This window comes from Herminiimonas sp. (genome assembly GCF_030645555.1).
Classification (GTDB): domain Bacteria; phylum Pseudomonadota; class Gammaproteobacteria; order Burkholderiales; family Burkholderiaceae_D; genus Oxalicibacterium.
Window position 1 is genome coordinate 1 of record NZ_JAUSME010000245.1, and the last position, 16,927, is coordinate 16,927.

The following is a 16,927-nucleotide window of genomic DNA, read 5'->3' on the forward strand; positions in this document are numbered from 1 at the left end:
CATCGCCGCACCGCTGATCATCATCATGATGCTGACTATGATGATCTAGCCGCTGCCGGCCATCGTGCTCGATATTTTCATCAGCTTCAAAATCGCGCTGTCGATCATCTTCCTGCTGACAGAGCTGTATACGGTCAAGCCGCTGGACTTCATGGTGTTCCCGACCGTGCTGCTGGTCAGCACGATGTTGCGCCTGTCGCTCAACGTGGCATCCACACGCGTGGTATTGACCGAAGGCCATAACGGCCCGGATGCAGCCGGCAAGGTGATTGAAGCTTTCGGTCATTTTTTGATCGGCGGCAATTACACGGTCGGTATCGTCGTCTTCGTGATTTTGACTATCATCAACTTTACCGTCGTCACCAAGGGTGCGGGCCGTATCGCCGAGGTGGGTGCGCGTTTCGCCCTCGATGCGATGCCGGGTAAGCAAATGGCGATCGACGCCGACTTGAACGCCGGCTTGATAGGCGAACAGGATGCGCGCCTGCGTCGCACGCAGGTTGCACAGGAAGCGGAATTCTACGGCGCGATGGACGGCGCCAGCAAATACGTACGCGGCGACGCCATCGCCGGCATCATCGTCACCGTCATCAATATCGTCGGCGGGCTGGTGGTCGGCATCATCCAGCATGACATGGGCTTTTCCGCCGCGCTGGAAAACTACACCTTGCTGGCCATCGGTGACGGCCTGGTGGCGCAGATTCCTTCGCTGATCATTTCCACTGCGGCAGGTATCGTCGTCTCGCGCGTGGCCAGCGAACAAGACATAGGCGGCCAGCTGGTCGGCCAGTTGTTCGCCAAGCCGCAAGTGTTGTACATCACCGCAGCCATCATCGGCGGCATGGGCTTGATCCCGGGCATGCCGCATATGTCTTTCCTCTTCCTGGCCAGCGCGATGGCAGGTGCCGCCTACATGGTTGCGCAACGCGCAAAGAAGGAACCCGAAGTCGAAGCCGAAGTGACTGCGCCACCGGCTGCACCGGAAATCGAAGAAGCCAGCTGGCAGGATATCGTGCAGGTCGATACCCTGGGGCTGGAAGTCGGTTATCGCCTGATCCCGCTGGTTGATAAAGCGCAAAGCGGCGAGCTGCTGCGCCGCATCAAGGGCATACGCAAGAAATTCGCACAGGAAGTCGGTTTCTTGTCGCCATCGGTACATATCCGCGACAATCTTGAATTGAAACCATCGGCTTATCGCATCACGCTCAAGGGCGTAGAAGTCGGCAATGGCGAGGCGCACTCGGGACAATATCTGGCGATCAATCCGGGCATGGTCAGCGGCACCCTGCCGGGTCCTGTCACCAGCGACCCAGCCTTCGGTTTGCCTGCCACCTGGATAGATGCAAGCTTGCGTGAACAGGCGCAAGGCATGGGTTACACCGTGGTCGATGCCGGTACCGTGGTTGCCACGCATTTGAATCACTTGATCACTACGCATGCGGCTGAATTGCTGGGTCGCCAGGAAGTGCAGCAATTGCTGGACCATCTGACCAAGGAAACGCCGAAGCTGGTGGAAGACCTGGTGCCCAAGCTGATTCCATTGTCCACGCTGCAAAAAGTATTGCAAAACCTGTTGATAGAAGGCGTGCACATCCGTGACATGCACAGCATCATCGAAACCCTGACCGAGCACGCGCCTTATACGCAAGACGTCAATGAATTGACGGCGCTGGTACGCGTGACTCTGGGTCGCGCCATCGTGCAGCAGCTGTTCCCGTCGACCAATGAATTGTCCGTCATGACACTGGATAACCGCCTCGAGCGCCTGCTCACGCAAGCATTGAGTGCCAGCGGTCCGGAAGGCGCCGGCATAGAGCCGGGATTGGCCGATACGATCGCCGCACAGGCAGAAGCCGCGACGCGGCAACAGGAGCAAATGGGATTGACGCCGGTACTTTTGGTACCGGCACAGTTAAGGGCCTTGCTGGCGCGCTTCCTGCGTCGTGCATTGCCGCAATTAAAAGTACTTTCGCACGCAGAAGTACCCGATTCAAAAACGATCAGAGTGACTAGCTTAGTTGGAGGCCAGGTATGAATGTCAGAAAATTTACTGCAAGTACGTCCAGGGGCGCATGGAGTCTGGTGCGCGAAGCACTCGGACCGGATGCAGTCATCCTTTCCAATCGCACTGTCGATGGCGGGGTCGAGATACTGGCGCTGGCTGGCGAAGACATGGCATCGTTGTCCGATCCTGTCATCGAAAAAACGATTTCGGAAAACACGCTGGCTGCCCTGGCTCCGCGCCACAAGGCAGCCCAGCCTGCACCTTTGGCCATCACTGCCGGCGCAACGCAAGCTGCCCCCGCAGGCGAAATCAACAGCGCCGAGCTGCATGATGTGATGAAGGAAATCCGCTCGATGCGCGGCATGCTGGAAATGCAGCTGGCCGAACTGGCATGGACCGATCAGCACAAGCGCGAACCAGCCAAGTCCAGCGTGCTGCGCGAAATGCTGGCAGCCGGTTTCAGCGCCAGTCTGGCGCGCTATCTGATTGAAAGAATGCCGGCCGGCAGCGACAACCAGAGCGGCATGGACTGGATCAAGACTATCCTGACGCGCAACCTGGCCACGATAGGCAACGAAAACGAAATTCTCGAAAAAGGCGGCGTCTACGCCCTGGTCGGCCCGACCGGTGTCGGCAAAACCACGACGACGGCAAAACTGGCCGCACGCTGCGTGATGCGTCACGGTCCCGGCAAGCTGGCCCTGATCACGACCGACGGTTATCGTATCGGCGGCTACGAGCAGTTGCGCATCTACGGCAAGATCCTCGGCGTCATGGTGCACTCGGTCAAGGATGAAGCGGACCTGCGCATTGCGCTTGATGAACTCAAAGGCAAACACACCGTGCTGATCGATACCGTGGGCGTGAGCCAGCGCGACCAGATGGTGGCAGAACAGATTGCGATGCTGTCCGGTGCCGGCAGCCAGGTCAAACGCCTGCTGTGCCTGAACGCCACATCGACCGGCGAAACCCTCAATGAAGTCGTGCGTTCCTATATGGGCGAGGGTCTGGCCGGCTGCATATTGACCAAACTGGATGAAGCTGCAACCATCGGCAGTGCACTAGATGTAGTCATCAGGCATAAATTGAACTTATACTACGTCGCTAATGGACAACGCGTGCCGGAAGACCTGCATGTCGCCAACCAGCAATACCTGGTTGACCGTGCATTCAAGCTTAAACGTGAAACAGCGCCATTCCAGTTCAATGATGCAGAAATCCCTTTGGTCATGGCAAATACGGCACGAGCAATGAATGAAAAAAGTTTGCGTGAGGTGATACTTGGCTAGTTTCGAATGTGATCAGGCAGAAGGTCTGCGGCGTATGCTCGCCGGACCGAAGCCGCGCATCTTTACTTTTTTGTCTGCGGCCCCGGTGGCGGACAAGAGTGCGATGCTGGTCAATTTGAGTGCCTCTCTCGCCTTGAGCGGCAGCGATGTCGTGTTGCTCGATGCATGCACCTCGGCCGATGGCATCACGCGCCGCATGGGCGTGGACATGCAAGCCACCCTGCTCGACGTGGCGCGACAGCAGCGCGCGCTGGATCAGGTAGTGCAAGCGATGCCGCAAGGTTTCGGCCTGGCTTCATTGACCAGCGGCTCGCTGCATGCAGCCACGCATGATGCAGATCAGCTGCGTCGCCTGTCGAATGCCTTTGGCGTGCTGGCAGCGCAGTCAGACGTGCTGGTGGTCGATGCCGAGCTCGATGCGAACGACAATTTCGCTATCCCCGGCATGGCCAGCGGCGACATCGTGATTCAGGTCACGCCCGGCGCCGCCTCCATCAAGCAAGCGTACTCGCTGATCAAGCGCCTCAATGCGCAACTGGGACGCCGGCCTTTCGGCATCCTGGTCACCGGCGCCGATGAACGCGAAGCCGAAGTCGTCTATCAAAACATGGCGCAAGCCGCCAGCCGTTATCTGGCCGTGCAATTGCATGCGGTCGGCTCTGTGCCGTCCGACGATCATTTGACGCGTGCGGCACGTCTGGGCCGGGCAGTGGTGGATGCGTTCCCGATGGCCGGTGCCTCAGTCGCCTTCCGGCGTCTGGCAGAACGGTTTGCATTGTCTGCCCATGGCGCCAGACTTGGGGCCTGAATGATGTATACGGCGGAAGGAAAATCGGACAAAGACCACTTGATCAGCGAGCATGCGCCGCTGGTCAAAAAGCTGGCGCACCAGATGAAAGCCAAACTGCCGCCCAGCGTGGAAGTCGATGATCTGATCCAGGCCGGCATGATAGGTTTGCTCGATGCCGTCAGTCGCTACGAAGAAACGCACGGCGCACAGTTTGAAACCTATGCAGTCCAGCGCATACGCGGCGCCATGCTCGACGAGTTGCGCAGCAGCGACTGGATGCCGCGCAGCATGCGGCAAAACATGCGCAAGATCGAGGTCGCGATGAACAGCTTGCAGCAAAAGCTGGGCCGCCCACCGAATGAAAGCGAAGTGGCAAAACAGCTCAAGCTGTCGCTGGCGGATTATCAGGATTTGCTCAGCGATGGCGGCGGTCATCAACTGGTTTATTACGAAGACTTTCACGATACCGAGGATAGCGAGCATTTCCTCGACCGTTATTGCACCGACGAGTCGCCTGATCCCTTGCAGAACCTGATGAACACCGGTTTTCGCTCCGCCGTCATAGACGCGATTCAGGCCTTGCCGGAACGCGAAAAAATCCTGATGGGTTTGTACTACGAGCAGGAAATGAACCTGAAGGAAATCGGCGCAGTGATGGGCGTGACCGAGTCGCGAGTATCGCAATTACATAGCCAGGCCATCGCCAGGATGCGTGCAAACTTAAGGGAGAAAGCGTGGACTGGGGTAGCTTAATTGGTGTTGCGCTTGCGCTTGGCGGTTTGCTTGCCGGTCAGTTTCTCGAAGGCGGAAAACTCGCTTCGCTGGTGCAGCCGGCGGCATTCGTCATTGTTGTTGTCGGCACGATAGGCGCAGTGCTGCTGCAAAGCGGCTGGAAAAATTTTGTGCGCGGCATCAAGATGTCAGCCCGCGTTTTTGTGCCGAAAGCCGACGATTATGCCGCCTTGACCCAGGACATCATCAGCTGGAGCGTTATCGCACGGCGCGAAGGCCTGCTCAGCCTGGAGCGTGTCATCAAGGATGTCCGGGATCCCTTCATTGCACACGGCTTGCGCCTGATAGTCGATGGCGTCGATCCGATCAAATTGCGTGAAGTGCTGGATATGGAAGTGGGCGCTTATGAAACACGTGAGCGCCTGGCGATCAAGATATGGGAAGCGGCGGGCGGTTACGCGCCGACCATAGGCATACTCGGCGCTGTGCTCGGCTTGATCCACGTGATGGAAAACCTGACTGATCCAAGCCGGCTCGGCAGCGGCATTGCGGTGGCATTTGTGGCGACGATATACGGCGTCGGTTTTGCCAATCTGGTGTTCCTGCCGATTTCCAGCAAGCTCAAGGCGATCGTCAATCGCGATGTCTTCAAACATGAAATGCTGGCAGATGCCTTTGCCGGTATTGCCGCCGGCGACAATCCACGCTTGATTGAAGAGCGGATGAATATCTATCTGATGTAAGGCTATGGTTCCTCACCACACGCAGACTTGAGCATACATGGCACGCAGAAAACACGAAGAAGAGCATGAAAACCATGACCGTTGGCTGGTGTCTTATGCCGACTTCATCACGCTGCTGTTCGCCTTCTTTGTCGTCATGTACGCGATCTCTTCCGTCAATGAAGGCAAGTACCGCATTCTGTCCAATTCGCTCGGCAGTGCCTTCAGCGGCGTGACGCCCAAAGCGCCAACCATAAGACCGCAAGTCGAACCGAGTCGCCCGGCCTTGCCGCTGCCGATGTCGGCGCATCCACCACGCGCCAATGACGCTGCCGCCAAACGTGAAAAAGCCCGCATGACCAATATCGCACGCGATATTCTCAAGGCCATGGCACCGTTGATCAGCCAGGGCAAGGTGCGCGTGACGCAAACCAATCGCGGCGTCAGCGTCGAGATCAATGCCAGCGTGTTGTTTGCGCCCGGCGAAGCCAAGCTCAGCCCGCAATCGGAAAAAGCGCTGCGTGCCGTTGCTGAAGTATTGAACAAGGTCGACAACGACATCCAGGTTGAAGGCCACACCGACAATGTCCCGATCAAGAACACGATGTTTCCATCCAACTGGGAATTGTCAGCCGTGCGCGCCAGCAGCGTGGTGCGCCTGTTTCTGGAAAGCGGCGTGAATGAAAAACGCCTGGTCGCGATGGGCCACGGCGCCAATCATCCAGTCGACAGCAACGATACGCCGGAAGGGCGGCTGCGCAATCGTCGCGTGGAATTGATGATCCTGTCGGGTTTGCCGGATGTGGTGACAGAGGTGCCGGTGGTGCCGGATAGCTGATACCGGACTCTGTTCGTGATATTTGCATTCTGCGAGGATTACTCGCGATCTGATTTTTTCCGCCGGCGTGCAAGATGTCCGGTCAATTTCCCCAGTTGTTTGTATAGCGCGCCATAAGGCCGGTTCCATTTGGTGACGGCGCGATACTGCCTGAGCACGGTAGCGACATCATCGCGTGCGATCGGGCCGGTCAAGGCCTGTTGCGGCCCCATCCTTAAAACATTGTCTGTCGTCTCGCGCACCAGCGAGGCCATCATCCTTAGCGCCACATCGGGCGCGATACCGGCCTGGCCGTAGGTTTGCACGGCGGTGTCGAGCAAGGTGACCAGATAGTTGGAGGCGAACACGGCGGCGGCGTGATACAGGATCTTGTCTTCAATTTTGATCGTCACCAACTGAGCACCGATTGCCGTGAATAACGGCGTCAACATATCGAGTGCGCGTTGCTCGCCTTCGGCGCCGCAATAGGTACCGGCAAAATCCATGGCGACTTTTTCCGGTGCGGCAAAGCTGCGTATCGGATGGATGCTGGCGACGCTGGCACCGCGCTCGCTTGCCGCCTGCAATATCGAGGACGGCAGCGCGCCGCTGCAATGGAAGACGACGCTGCCGGCCGAGAGACAGCCGGCATGCGCCAGGGCGACGCAGCAGGCAGCGATCTGATCGTCTGGTGCGGCGATCAGGAAGATGTCTGCAGGGATCAGGTCGGCATAGTCCCTGGCTGCGCGTCCCGCACCTATGAAGGTAACGGCTCGGGCAGTGCTTGCCGCCGACTTATTCAGGATGTCCTGGATCGTGATGGCTTTATGCTCTGTCCACAAGCGCCCCAGCGTCTGGCCGACTTTGCCGCATCCTATGATGCTGAGTGTGCGAGGCTGGGCCATGTGTCGAGCACCGGGTTGATGTCCGTTATGCGCCTGCTTGTTCCAGCGCTTCCTGCTGTTGCAGCCATTCTGCTTCCAGCTGCGTGACTTCTTTCGTATAGAAAGACTGATCTGCCAGCAACTGCTTCAGTTCTTTTTTCTTGGCGGCATCGTAGATCAAGGGATCGGCAAGAGCTGTCTCTACGACGGCTTTCTGTGCGTTGCGCTTGGCGATTTGCTCTTCCAGTTTTTTGATTTTTAGCTCTATCGGTTTTCTGTGCGCAGCAAGTTTCTGGCGATCTTCTGCTTCCTGCTTTTTTTGTTCGCGTTTATCCACCGCTGATGCAGCAGGTGCTGCTGGTGCGACTACGCTGGCAGATTTTTCCTTGACTGCCGGCAGCGCTGCATTGCCTGCGGCGGCATTTTTGGTAGCCAGTTTTGTTTTGAATAGCCAATCCTTGTAATCGTCCAGATCGCCGTCGAAGGGTTGCAGCTTGCCGTCGGCGACGATGATGAATTCGTCGGTGGTCGCGCGCAACAAATGCCTGTCATGTGAGACCACCATCAGCGTGCCTTCGAACTGCGCCAATGCCATCGTCAATGCTTCGCGTGTTTCCAGATCCAGATGGTTGGTCGGTTCATCGAGCAGCAACAGGTTAGGGCGCTGCCAGACGATCAGCGCCAACGCGAGCCGGGCTTTTTCGCCGCCGGAAAACGGGGCGATCTTGCTGGTGACCATTGCGCCGTTGAAGTTGAAGCTGCCGAGGAAATTGCGCAGCTCTTGTTCACGTACGTTTGGTGCGATATGCGCCAGATGCCATAACGGCGATTCTTCGTGGCGCAGCATTTCCACCTGATGCTGGGCGAAGTAACCGATGGCCAGACCCTTGCCGAATTCCGATACGCCGCTCAGCGGTGCCAGTTCGGCTGCGATGGTTTTGATCAGCGTCGATTTACCGGCGCCGTTGACGCCAAGCAGGCCGATGCGCTGGCCGATCTGCAATGAAAAGTTGATGCCGGAAACGATTTTCTTTTCCGTGATCGAATAATCTTCATTTTCGATCCGGTAACCGGCATCGACGTTTTCCATCACTAACAATGGATTCGGTGCAGCAGCAGGTTCGCGGAATTCAAATGAAAATTCGGCAGCAGCGCGCAAGGGCGCGAGCTCTTCCATTTTTTCCAGGGCCTTCATCCGGCTTTGCGCCTGACGCGCCTTGCTGGCTTGCGCCTTGAAGCGGTTGATGAAGGATTCCAGATGCGCGCGTTGGCGTGTCTGTTTTTCCATTGCGCTTTGCGCCAGGATCATTTGCGCTGCACGCTGACGCTCAAAGCCAGAGTAATTGCCCGAGTAGCGTTTCAGTTTGCGTTCATCGATATGCACGATGACGTTGACGACGGCATCCAGGAAATCCCTGTCATGCGAGATGACCAGCAAAGTGCCGGGATAGCGTTTGAGCCAGTCTTCCAGCCAGATGATGGCGTCCAGATCCAGATGGTTGGTCGGTTCATCGAGCAGCAGCAAATCGGAAGGGCACATCAGCGCTTGCGCCAGATTCAGGCGCATGCGCCAGCCGCCGGAGAAACTCGCAACCGGTTGTTCCATTTGCGCCATCGTGAAGCCCAGGCCTAGCAGCAATTGCTCGCCGCGCGAGCGCACGGTGTAGGCATCGGCATCGGCCAGCGCGCTGTAGAGCTCGCCGATCAGCGTGCCGTTGTCCAGCGTATCTGGTTCACTTTCGAGGAAGGCCAGCTCTTCTTCCAGCCGGCGCAGGGTGACGTCGCCGTCGATTGCGTAATCGATCGCGGAACGCTCCAGCGGCGGCGTTTCCTGCGCGACGTAGGCGACGCGCCATTTGGATGGAAAGTCGATGGTGCCGAGGTCGGCATGCAGCTCGCCGCGCAGCAAGCCGAACAGGCTGGATTTGCCGGCGCCATTGGCGCCGATCAGGCCGATCTTGTCGCCCGGATTGAGCGTGACGTCGACTTTGTCTAGCAGCGGCTTGATGCCGCGCATGAGGGAAACTTGTTGAAAACGGATCATGTAATTTGCAAACAGAAAGCGGAAACTTGCGAGCTGCTTTGTTTCTTAATAAATGAGTTAAAAAATGACTGACGGGAAAATATTTTCTCGTAAACCGGAGTAGTGCTGTGCAGGCCAGCCTGGTGGTTCCTGCCGATGCGGGAATCCAGAGTCTTGCTGCAGCGCCGGGTTCCCCCTTGCAGGGCGCACCTGAACTTGCAAGTTCAGATCGTTCCGCAGGCGAGTAGCATACTACTCGAAACCCCTGCTACACCCTGGGCAGGAACGCCGGCCACAGGATTTATTGCAATTGGTCTGCCGTTACCAGGAACACCATGTCGTCACCGGCACTGGTCGTGAGCCAGGTCAGGTTCAATTCCGGGAAGGCTGCTTCGGCGTAGGCTCTTTCATTGCCGATTTCCACCATCAATATGCCTTTGGGCGTCAGCCGTTTGGCCGCACCGGCGACGATCTTGCGCACCAGATCCATGCCGTCGTCGCCGCCTGCCAATGCGATTTGCGGTTCGCGCAAATACTCGGGCGGCAGCTTGCCCATCGAAGCTGAATTGACGTACGGCGGATTGCTGATGATTAAGTCGTACTTGTTTTCCGGCAGATTCTCGTACAGGTCCGATTCGATCAGCGTGATACGGTCCTGCAGTTCGTACTCTTCCACATTGCGTTGCGCGACGGCCAGCGCATCGGCTGAAATATCGACTGCATCGACCTGTGCATTCGGGAATGCGTCGGCCAGCATGATGGGCAGGCAGCCGGAGCCGGTGCACAGTTCGAGTATGTTGGTGACCTTGTCCGGATTGCTGACCCATGGTGAAAACTGGTCCGGGATCAGTTCGGCGATGAAGGAGCGCGGCACGATCACGCGCTCGTCCACATAGAAGCGGTAGCCGCCGAGCCAGCCTTCATGCGTGATGTAGGCGGCGGGCAGGCGCTGGTCGGCGCGCTGGTCGATCACATACAGCACGGCATCGACTTCTTCCTGCAAGAGATGCGCATCGAAGAAAGGATCCAGCTTGTCGAGCGGGAGCTTCAGGGTGTGCAGGATCAGGTACGCGGCTTCATCCAGCGCATTGCTGCTGCCATGGCCGAAAAACAGCTTGGCGGTATTGAAGCGGGTGACGGCATAACGCAGCAAATCGCGTATGGTGGAAAAATCGTTAGGCTTGATAGGCATGGTCAACTACGGCAAAGTAAAAAGGGTAAGGCCTGATATGCGTCTGGCATGTTCAGGACAAGGTAATCGCTTGAACACAGCGACGATGTGCGCAAAGCCTGCGCACATCGTCGCTGCAATCGGTACGCCGCCTTACAGCAGCAGGTTCTCCATCGTGCGGCGATAGATGTTCTTCAATGGATCGATGAAGCGCACTTCTATGTGTTCATCGATTTTATGGATGCTGCCGTTAGGCGGGCCGAACTCGATGACTTGCGGACAAATCTGCGCGATGAAGCGGCCGTCGGAAGTGCCGCCGGTGGTCGACAATTCTGTCGTCACGCCGGTTTCCGCCTTGATCGCTGCACTCATCGCATCGCTCAAGGCGCCTTTAGGCGTGAGGAAAGGGTAGCCGCTGATCGACCATTTCAAGTCGTATTCGAGTCCGTGCCTGTCGAGGATGGCCTGCACGCGCTGCTGCAAGCCTTCAACCGTGCTGGCGGTGCAGAAGCGGAAATTGAAATCGATCACGACATCGCCGGGGATCACATTCGATGCGCCTGCGCCGCCGTGGATATTCGATACCTGCCATGAAGTCGGCAGATAGTATTCATTGCCGTCGTCCCATTTTTCGGCCACCAGCTCCGCCAGTGCAGGCGCGCATTGATGGATAGGATTGCGCGCCAGTTGCGGATAGGCGATGTGGCCTTGTATGCCCTTGACGGTGAGCTTGCCGGACATGCTGCCGCGACGGCCATTCTTGATCGTGTCGCCCAGCACATCGGACGAGGTCGGTTCGCCGACCACGCAGTAATCGAGTTGTTCGCCGCGCGCCTTCAGTGCGTTACAGACGATCACGGTGCCATCGGTGGCCGGACCTTCTTCATCGCTGGTGATCAGGAAGCCGATCGAACCCTTGTGGTCAGGATGCGCATGCACGAATTCTTCGGCGGCCACGATCATTGCCGCGATCGAGGTTTTCATGTCGGCAGCGCCGCGTCCATACAGCTTGCCGTCGCGTTGCGTAGGCACGAAGGGTGGCGAGGTCCACTGGCCCAGCGGGCCGGTCGGCACCACGTCGGTATGGCCGGCAAACACCAGCAGAGGTTGCGCCGTGCCCTTGCGCGCCCACAGATTGGTGACGCCGTCGGAGGTGATGGTTTCACATGCAAAGCCCAGTGGCGCCAGCAATTCGATCAGGCGCGACTGGCAGCCTTTGTCTTCAGGAGTGACGGACGAGAGTGCGATCAGTTCTTCAGTAAGTGCGAGCGTCTTGCCCATAAATTAATCTTGGAAAATATGTTGATAAAGATCGGCGGAAAAACCGACTGTCGATTTTTTATTGTTGACCAATACCGGCCGTTTGATGACCGATGGCGACGCCAGCATCAGTTCGGTGGCGGTGGCCGCATCGGTAATTGCGGCTTTTTGTTCATCGCTGAGCTTGCGCCAGGTCGTGCCCTTGCGGTTGACGAGTACATCCCACGGTACGTCGCGCAGCCAAGTTTGAATCAAGTCGCGCGTGATGCCGTCTTTCTTGAAATCGTGAAAGACAAAATCGTTGCCATTGCTGCTTAACCAGGTACGTGCTTTCTTGACCGTGTCGCAATTAGGGATGCCATATAAAGTAATCGTCATGCTTACATCTTCAGCGTGAATTCGGTAAAGCTGGCGCCTTGTTCTTCTTCCGGCTCTTCTGCTTCCAGCGTTTGTGGGGCATTGTTCAGCAGCCAGTACAGATTGCTGGCGGAATCGGCATGCGCCATCGCTTCATCCTGCGTGACCACGCCATCCTTGATCATCAGCATCAGTGCCTGCTCGAAAGTTTGCGAGCCGGGTGACAGGCTCTTTTCAATGGCTTCCTTGATTTGCGTGATTTCGCCTTGCTCTATCAGCTCTGCAACGTGGCGCGTATTCAGCATCACTTCTACAGCAGCGCGTCGGCCACCATCTATCGCCGTGATCAGACGCTGTGAAACCACGGCGCGCAAGGTGGATGACAGATCGGTCAGCAAGGATTGCCGATGTTCTATCGGGTAGAAATTGATGATGCGCGTCAATGCCTGGTAACTGTTGTTCGCATGCAGCGTCGCCACCACCAGATGGCCGGATTGCGCATAGGCGAGCGCAGCAGCCATCGTTTCCTTGTCGCGTATCTCGCCGATCATGATGCAATCGGGCGCCTGTCGCAACGCATTGTGCAGGGCTACCGACAGATTGGCTGCATCGCTGCCGATCTCGCGCTGATTGACGATCGATTTTTTATTTTTGAACAAATACTCGATCGGATCTTCCAGCGTCAGGATATGCCCGGTGCGCAAGCCATTGCGATGATCGAGCATGGATGCAATCGTCGTCGATTTGCCGGAGCCGGTAGCACCGACCACCAGCAGCAAGCCGCGTTTTTCCATGATCAGATCGGCCAGCACCGTTGGCAGCGACAGGCTGCCCAGTGCAGGAATCTCGCCCGGGATGTAGCGCAATACCGCAGAGATGCTGCCGCGCTGGCGAAACGCCGACAGGCGGAAGCTGCCTATGCCGGCGACCGGGATGCCGATGTTGAGTTCATTGCTCTGTTCCAGCTCTTCCAGCTTTTCCTTGCTCACTACCTCGCTCAGCAGCGACATGATGGCTTTCTGGTCCAGCTTTTGCTGGTTGATCGGCATCAGGTTGCCATTGATCTTGATATGGATCGGCGAATTGACTGCGATAAACAAGTCAGATGCTGCTTTTTCCTTCATCAGGAGAAATAACCGATCCATTGCCATGAGTAGTCCCAGGTAGGTGAGGGTGGAAATGCTGATTACCGATACTTCGATTAGTCGCGCAGCAGTTCGTTGATGCCGGTTTTCGCACGGGTTTTTGCATCCACGCGCTTGACGATGACGGCGCAGTACAAGCTGTATTTGCCATCGGCCGAAGGCAGGTTGCCGGATACGACGACGGAGCCTGCAGGGATGCGGCCATATGTGACTTCGCCGGTGGCGCGGTCATAGATCTTGGTCGACTGGCCGATGTAGACGCCCATCGAGATGACCGAGTTTTCTTCGACGATCACGCCTTCGACGATTTCCGAACGGGCGCCGATGAAGCAGTTGTCTTCAATGATGGTGGGGTTGGCTTGCATAGGTTCCAGCACGCCGCCGATACCGACGCCGCCAGACAAATGCACGTTCTTGCCGATCTGCGCGCAAGAACCGACGGTCGCCCATGCATCGACCATAGAGCCTTCATCGACGTAGGCGCCGATGTTGACGAAGGAAGGCATCATCACGACGTTTTTGCCGATGAAGCTGCCGTGACGCGCGACTGCAGGCGGCACCACGCGGAAGCCGCCCTTGGCGAAATCTTCCGCCGTGTAGTTGGCGAACTTGGTCGGAACCTTGTCGTAGAACTGCATATGGTCGCCAGCCGGCATCACGATATTGTCTTCCAGGCGGAAGGACAGCAAGACGGCTTTTTTGACCCATTGATTGACGACCCAGGTGCCGCTGTCTTTTTGCGCCACGCGCAATGTGCCTTCGTTCAATTGCGCGATGACTTGCGCGACTGCGCTACGCACGTCTGCCGGTGCATTTTTAGGCGAGAAATCTGTACGGTTTTCCCATGCTTGTTCAATGATCTGTTCGAGTTGTTGTGTCATGTGATGGTCTTGTCAGTTAAAAGAAATGATTACGAAGAAGGGAGAGCTAATTTTTTGGTGAATTCGACGATGCGTTGCGCGGCTTCCAGGCATTCATCGACCTCGGCTACCAGCGCCATGCGCACACGATTTTGCCCGGGGTTGATGCCATGTGCCTCGCGGCCCAGATAGCTGCCTGGCAATACGGTGACATTATATTCGGCATACAGGCGCTGCGCGAATTCGATATCGCTGATGGCGACCAGTTTGTCGACTTTGGCCCACAGGTAAAAACCGGCGTCAGGCAGCGCCACATCCAGCACTTCCTGCAGCAAGGGCGTGACTTGCCTGAATTTGGTGATGTATTTTTCGCGATTCTCGATCACGTGCTGTTCGTCGTTCCAGGCCGCGATCGATGCGCTTTGCACCGATGGGCTCATCGCGCTGCCATGGTAGGTGCGGTAGAGCAGGAATTTTTTCATGATTTCTGCATCGCCGGCGACGAAGCCGGAACGCATGCCCGGCACGTTCGAACGCTTGGACAGGCTGGAGAAACCGATCAGGCGCGGATAGCCTGTGCGTCCCAGCTTGTGTGCGGCTTCCAGTCCGCCCAGCGGCGCTTCTGCCTTGAAGTAAATCTCGGAATAGCATTCATCGGCGGCGATCACGAAACCGTAGCGGTCCGACAAGGCAAACAGTTCGGCCCAGTCATCCAGCGTCAGCACTGCACCGGCTGGATTGCCCGGCGAGCAGACATACACCAGTTGCACGCGCGCCCAGACTTCAGCGGTGACGCTGGCAAAGTCCGGTGCAAAGTTACGTGCCGGGTCGCAGTTGACGAAATAGGGCTGCGCGCCGGCCAGATAGGCTGCGCCTTCATAAATCTGGTACAGCGGATTCGGGCATACGACCAGCGCTTCCCGGGTTGGATCGATGACGGTTTGCGCCAGCGCAAACAAGGCTTCGCGCGAGCCATTGACCGGCAATATCTGCGTGGCTATATCCAGTTTCGGCAAGTTGTAGCGGCGTTCCAGCCAGCCGGCGATGGTGGCGCGCAAGACTTCCGTTCCTGCAGTAGTCGGATACGCCGCCAGGCCATCAAGGTTGTCAGCCAGTGCTTTTTGTATGAAGGCCGGCGTCGGATGCTTGGGCTCGCCTATGCCGAGGCTGATGGCGCGATAAGCCGGGTTCGGCGTGATGCCGGCAAACAGTTGCTTGAGTTTTTCGAATGGATACGGTTGCAGCAGGTTCAGAAGTGGATTCACGGCAGAGGAGGAAAAGGTGGGTTAGGTGCTGATTAAGTGCTGATTAAATGCTGACTAAGCAGCTAACTAACTCAAGGTTCAAAGTGGGCACATTATACCGCCCATGGCGCTGTAACCGCAGTGCGTGCAAAGTGTTGTTCCAAATGCTGGCCATCGGTATCGCAAATGCTATGATTAGCCCCTTTTGCGGGTTCTTGCGCCGCATCCGTCCACTCGGTCGGAAAATTAATTTCAGCTTTATATCCTAGGAACGGTCGATAACGTGCGTCTAACTTCCATTAAATTATCGGGATTCAAGTCTTTTGTCGATCCGACAAACTTTCAGGTGCCGGGCCAGCTGGTCGGTGTGGTCGGCCCTAACGGTTGCGGCAAATCCAACATCATTGATGCTGTGCGCTGGGTTTTGGGTGAATCCAAGGCTTCCGAGCTGCGCGGCGAATCGATGCAGGACGTTATTTTCAATGGCACGACCACCCGCAAACCGGCAGGTCGTTCGTCGGTGGAGCTGGTATTTGACAATGGCGAGGGCAAGGCCGCCGGACAGTGGAGCCAGTACGCGGAAATCGCCGTCAAGCGCACGCTGACACGCGACGGCACGTCGACTTACTACATCAATAACCAGGCGGTGCGCCGTCGCGACATCCAGGATATCTTCCTCGGCACCGGTCTTGGCCCGCGCGCTTACGCGATCATCGGGCAGGGCATGATTTCGCGCATCATCGAAGCGCGTCCGGAAGAACTGCGGATTTTCCTTGAAGAAGCCGCCGGCGTATCGAAATACAAGGAACGCCGCCGCGAAACCGAAAATCGCCTGCAGGACACGCGCGAAAACCTGCTGCGCGTTGAAGACATCCTGCGCGAACTCAATGCAAACCTGGAAAAACTGCAAAGCCAGGCTGCGGTCGCGCAAAAATTCCACGAGCTGCAAGCCGATCAGGATGAAAAGCAAAAGCTGCTGTGGCTGTTGCGCAAGAACGAGGCGAAGGGCGAGCAGGACAAGTTCTTCCGCGACATAGAAAAAGCACAAGTCGATCTGGAAGAGCAAACCGCCAAGCTGCGTCACGTCGAAACCGAACTCGAGCACATGCGCCAGGCGCATTACGCTGCCGGCGACCGCATGCATCAGGCGCAAGGCCATCTATACAAAACCAATTCCGAAATCGGCAGCCTGGAAGCGCAGATCAAGTTCGTCATCGAATCGCGCACCCGCCTGCAATCGCAATTGAATTCATTGACTGCACAACGTGATCAATGGCAGCGCCAGGGTACGCAATACCAGGATGATCTGGTGGAAGCGGAAATGCATCTGGAAGAGCAGGCGATGCGCGTCGAGCAGGCGCAGGAAACCGCGCAGCGCGAAAACGACCGCTTGCCGGCGCTGGAGCAGGCGTGGCGTGAATCGCAATTGAAAACGACGGAATCGCGCGCCAAGATCATGCAGGCGCAACAGCAGATCGAACTCGAATCGGCGCACCAGCGCAATGCATCCAACATCCTGGCTGGCCTGACCGTGCGCCGCGAGCGCCTGTCGCAGGAAAAACAGGGCTTGAACCTGCCCGACAGCACGCATCTGGCCAACCTGAAGATGCAGCTGGAAGAAAAACAGG

The 16,927-nt window shown here is 57.1% G+C and carries 14 protein-coding genes and 1 pseudogene; 7 read left to right on the forward strand and 8 right to left on the reverse strand.

From position 1 onward, the window contains the following. Nucleotide 1: 1 nt before the first annotated feature. From flhA to motD, 6 genes and pseudogenes are all read left to right on the forward strand, one after another. Nucleotides 2-2,035, forward strand: a pseudogene (gene flhA, locus Q7T06_RS09530) (flagellar biosynthesis protein FlhA). Beyond that, the gene (flhF, locus tag Q7T06_RS09535; protein ID WP_304784022.1) at nt 2,032-3,294 is read left to right on the forward strand and encodes a flagellar biosynthesis protein FlhF; all 1,263 of its coding nucleotides are present in this window, start codon (nt 2,032-2,034) and stop codon (nt 3,292-3,294) included. The pseudogene flhA and the gene flhF overlap by 4 nt, the downstream one beginning before the upstream one ends. After that, nucleotides 3,287-4,102: an antiactivator of flagellar biosynthesis FleN protein gene (locus Q7T06_RS09540; protein ID WP_304784024.1), complete on the forward strand. Its 816-nt coding sequence runs from the start codon at nt 3,287-3,289 to the stop codon at nt 4,100-4,102. Before flhF ends, Q7T06_RS09540 begins: the two co-directional genes overlap by 8 nt. Nucleotides 4,103-4,105: 3 nt before the next feature. Beyond that, nucleotides 4,106-4,837: an RNA polymerase sigma factor FliA gene (locus tag Q7T06_RS09545; RefSeq protein WP_304784048.1), complete on the forward strand. Its 732-nt coding sequence runs from the start codon at nt 4,106-4,108 to the stop codon at nt 4,835-4,837. Then, the gene (locus Q7T06_RS09550; RefSeq protein WP_304784026.1) at nt 4,819-5,559 is read left to right on the forward strand and encodes a flagellar motor protein; all 741 of its coding nucleotides are present in this window, start codon (nt 4,819-4,821) and stop codon (nt 5,557-5,559) included. Before Q7T06_RS09545 ends, Q7T06_RS09550 begins: the two co-directional genes overlap by 19 nt. 37 nt (nt 5,560-5,596) lie before the next feature. Next, the gene (motD, locus tag Q7T06_RS09555; RefSeq protein WP_304784028.1) at nt 5,597-6,376 is read left to right on the forward strand and encodes a flagellar motor protein MotD; all 780 of its coding nucleotides are present in this window, start codon (nt 5,597-5,599) and stop codon (nt 6,374-6,376) included. A 38-nt stretch (nt 6,377-6,414) separates the two neighbouring features. Here the strand turns inward: motD and Q7T06_RS09560 are convergent, their stop codons facing one another. From Q7T06_RS09560 to dapC, 8 genes are all read right to left on the reverse strand, one after another. After that, complete coding sequence (locus Q7T06_RS09560; RefSeq protein WP_304784031.1) at nt 6,415-7,260, reverse strand: Rossmann-like and DUF2520 domain-containing protein; 846 nt, start codon at nt 7,258-7,260, stop codon at nt 6,415-6,417. A 25-nt stretch (nt 7,261-7,285) separates the two neighbouring features. Then, nucleotides 7,286-9,256 carry an ATP-binding cassette domain-containing protein gene (locus tag Q7T06_RS09565; protein ID WP_304784033.1) on the reverse strand — a complete coding sequence of 657 codons (1,971 nt, stop codon included), beginning with the start codon at nt 9,254-9,256 and terminating at the stop codon, nt 7,286-7,288. Nucleotides 9,257-9,563: 307 nt separating this feature from the next. Further along, nucleotides 9,564-10,454, reverse strand: a complete 891-nt coding sequence (prmB, locus tag Q7T06_RS09570) for a 50S ribosomal protein L3 N(5)-glutamine methyltransferase (RefSeq protein ID WP_370652359.1) — start codon at nt 10,452-10,454, stop codon at nt 9,564-9,566. A gap of 132 nt (nt 10,455-10,586) precedes the next feature. Then, nucleotides 10,587-11,714, reverse strand: a complete 1,128-nt coding sequence (dapE, locus tag Q7T06_RS09575) for a succinyl-diaminopimelate desuccinylase (RefSeq protein WP_304784036.1) — start codon at nt 11,712-11,714, stop codon at nt 10,587-10,589. 3 nt (nt 11,715-11,717) lie between these two features. Further along, nucleotides 11,718-12,071, reverse strand: coding sequence for an ArsC family reductase (locus tag Q7T06_RS09580; protein WP_304784037.1), 354 nt, complete (start codon nt 12,069-12,071; stop codon nt 11,718-11,720). A 2-nt stretch (nt 12,072-12,073) separates the two neighbouring features. Next, entirely contained in the window at nt 12,074-13,201 is a 1,128-nt protein-coding gene (locus tag Q7T06_RS09585) for a PilT/PilU family type 4a pilus ATPase (protein WP_304784039.1), read from the reverse strand. A 50-nt stretch (nt 13,202-13,251) separates the two neighbouring features. Next, a complete protein-coding gene (gene dapD, locus Q7T06_RS09590) occupies nt 13,252-14,076 on the reverse strand; it encodes a 2,3,4,5-tetrahydropyridine-2,6-dicarboxylate N-succinyltransferase (RefSeq protein ID WP_304784041.1) in 825 nt (274 codons plus the stop codon). Nucleotides 14,077-14,105: 29 nt separating this feature from the next. Next, a complete protein-coding gene (dapC, locus tag Q7T06_RS09595) occupies nt 14,106-15,320 on the reverse strand; it encodes a succinyldiaminopimelate transaminase (RefSeq protein WP_304784044.1) in 1,215 nt (404 codons plus the stop codon). Between the two features lie 262 nt (nt 15,321-15,582). Here dapC and Q7T06_RS09600 point away from each other — a divergent pair. Further along, the coding region (locus Q7T06_RS09600; protein WP_304784046.1) for a chromosome segregation SMC family protein at nt 15,583-16,927 on the forward strand (1,345 nt) is incomplete at its 3' end.

What these genes read in the sequence shown, in the direction of transcription:
- flhF (WP_304784022.1), top strand. Translation starts at nt 2,032, where the DNA reads ATGAATGTCAGAAAATTTACTGCAAGTACGTCCAGGGGCGCATGGAGT.
- Q7T06_RS09545 (WP_304784048.1), top strand. Translation starts at nt 4,106, where the DNA reads ATGTATACGGCGGAAGGAAAATCGGACAAAGACCACTTGATCAGCGAG.
- motD (WP_304784028.1), top strand. Translation starts at nt 5,597, where the DNA reads ATGGCACGCAGAAAACACGAAGAAGAGCATGAAAACCATGACCGTTGG.
- Q7T06_RS09560 (WP_304784031.1), bottom strand. Translation starts at nt 7,260, where the DNA reads ATGGCCCAGCCTCGCACACTCAGCATCATAGGATGCGGCAAAGTCGGC.
- Q7T06_RS09565 (WP_304784033.1), bottom strand. Translation starts at nt 9,256, where the DNA reads ATGCGCGGCATCAAGCCGCTGCTAGACAAAGTCGACGTCACGCTCAAT.
- prmB (WP_370652359.1), bottom strand. Translation starts at nt 10,454, where the DNA reads ATGCCTATCAAGCCTAACGATTTTTCCACCATACGCGATTTGCTGCGT.
- dapE (WP_304784036.1), bottom strand. Translation starts at nt 11,714, where the DNA reads ATGGGCAAGACGCTCGCACTTACTGAAGAACTGATCGCACTCTCGTCC.
- Q7T06_RS09580 (WP_304784037.1), bottom strand. Translation starts at nt 12,071, where the DNA reads ATGACGATTACTTTATATGGCATCCCTAATTGCGACACGGTCAAGAAA.
- Q7T06_RS09585 (WP_304784039.1), bottom strand. Translation starts at nt 13,201, where the DNA reads ATGGCAATGGATCGGTTATTTCTCCTGATGAAGGAAAAAGCAGCATCT.
- dapD (WP_304784041.1), bottom strand. Translation starts at nt 14,076, where the DNA reads ATGACACAACAACTCGAACAGATCATTGAACAAGCATGGGAAAACCGT.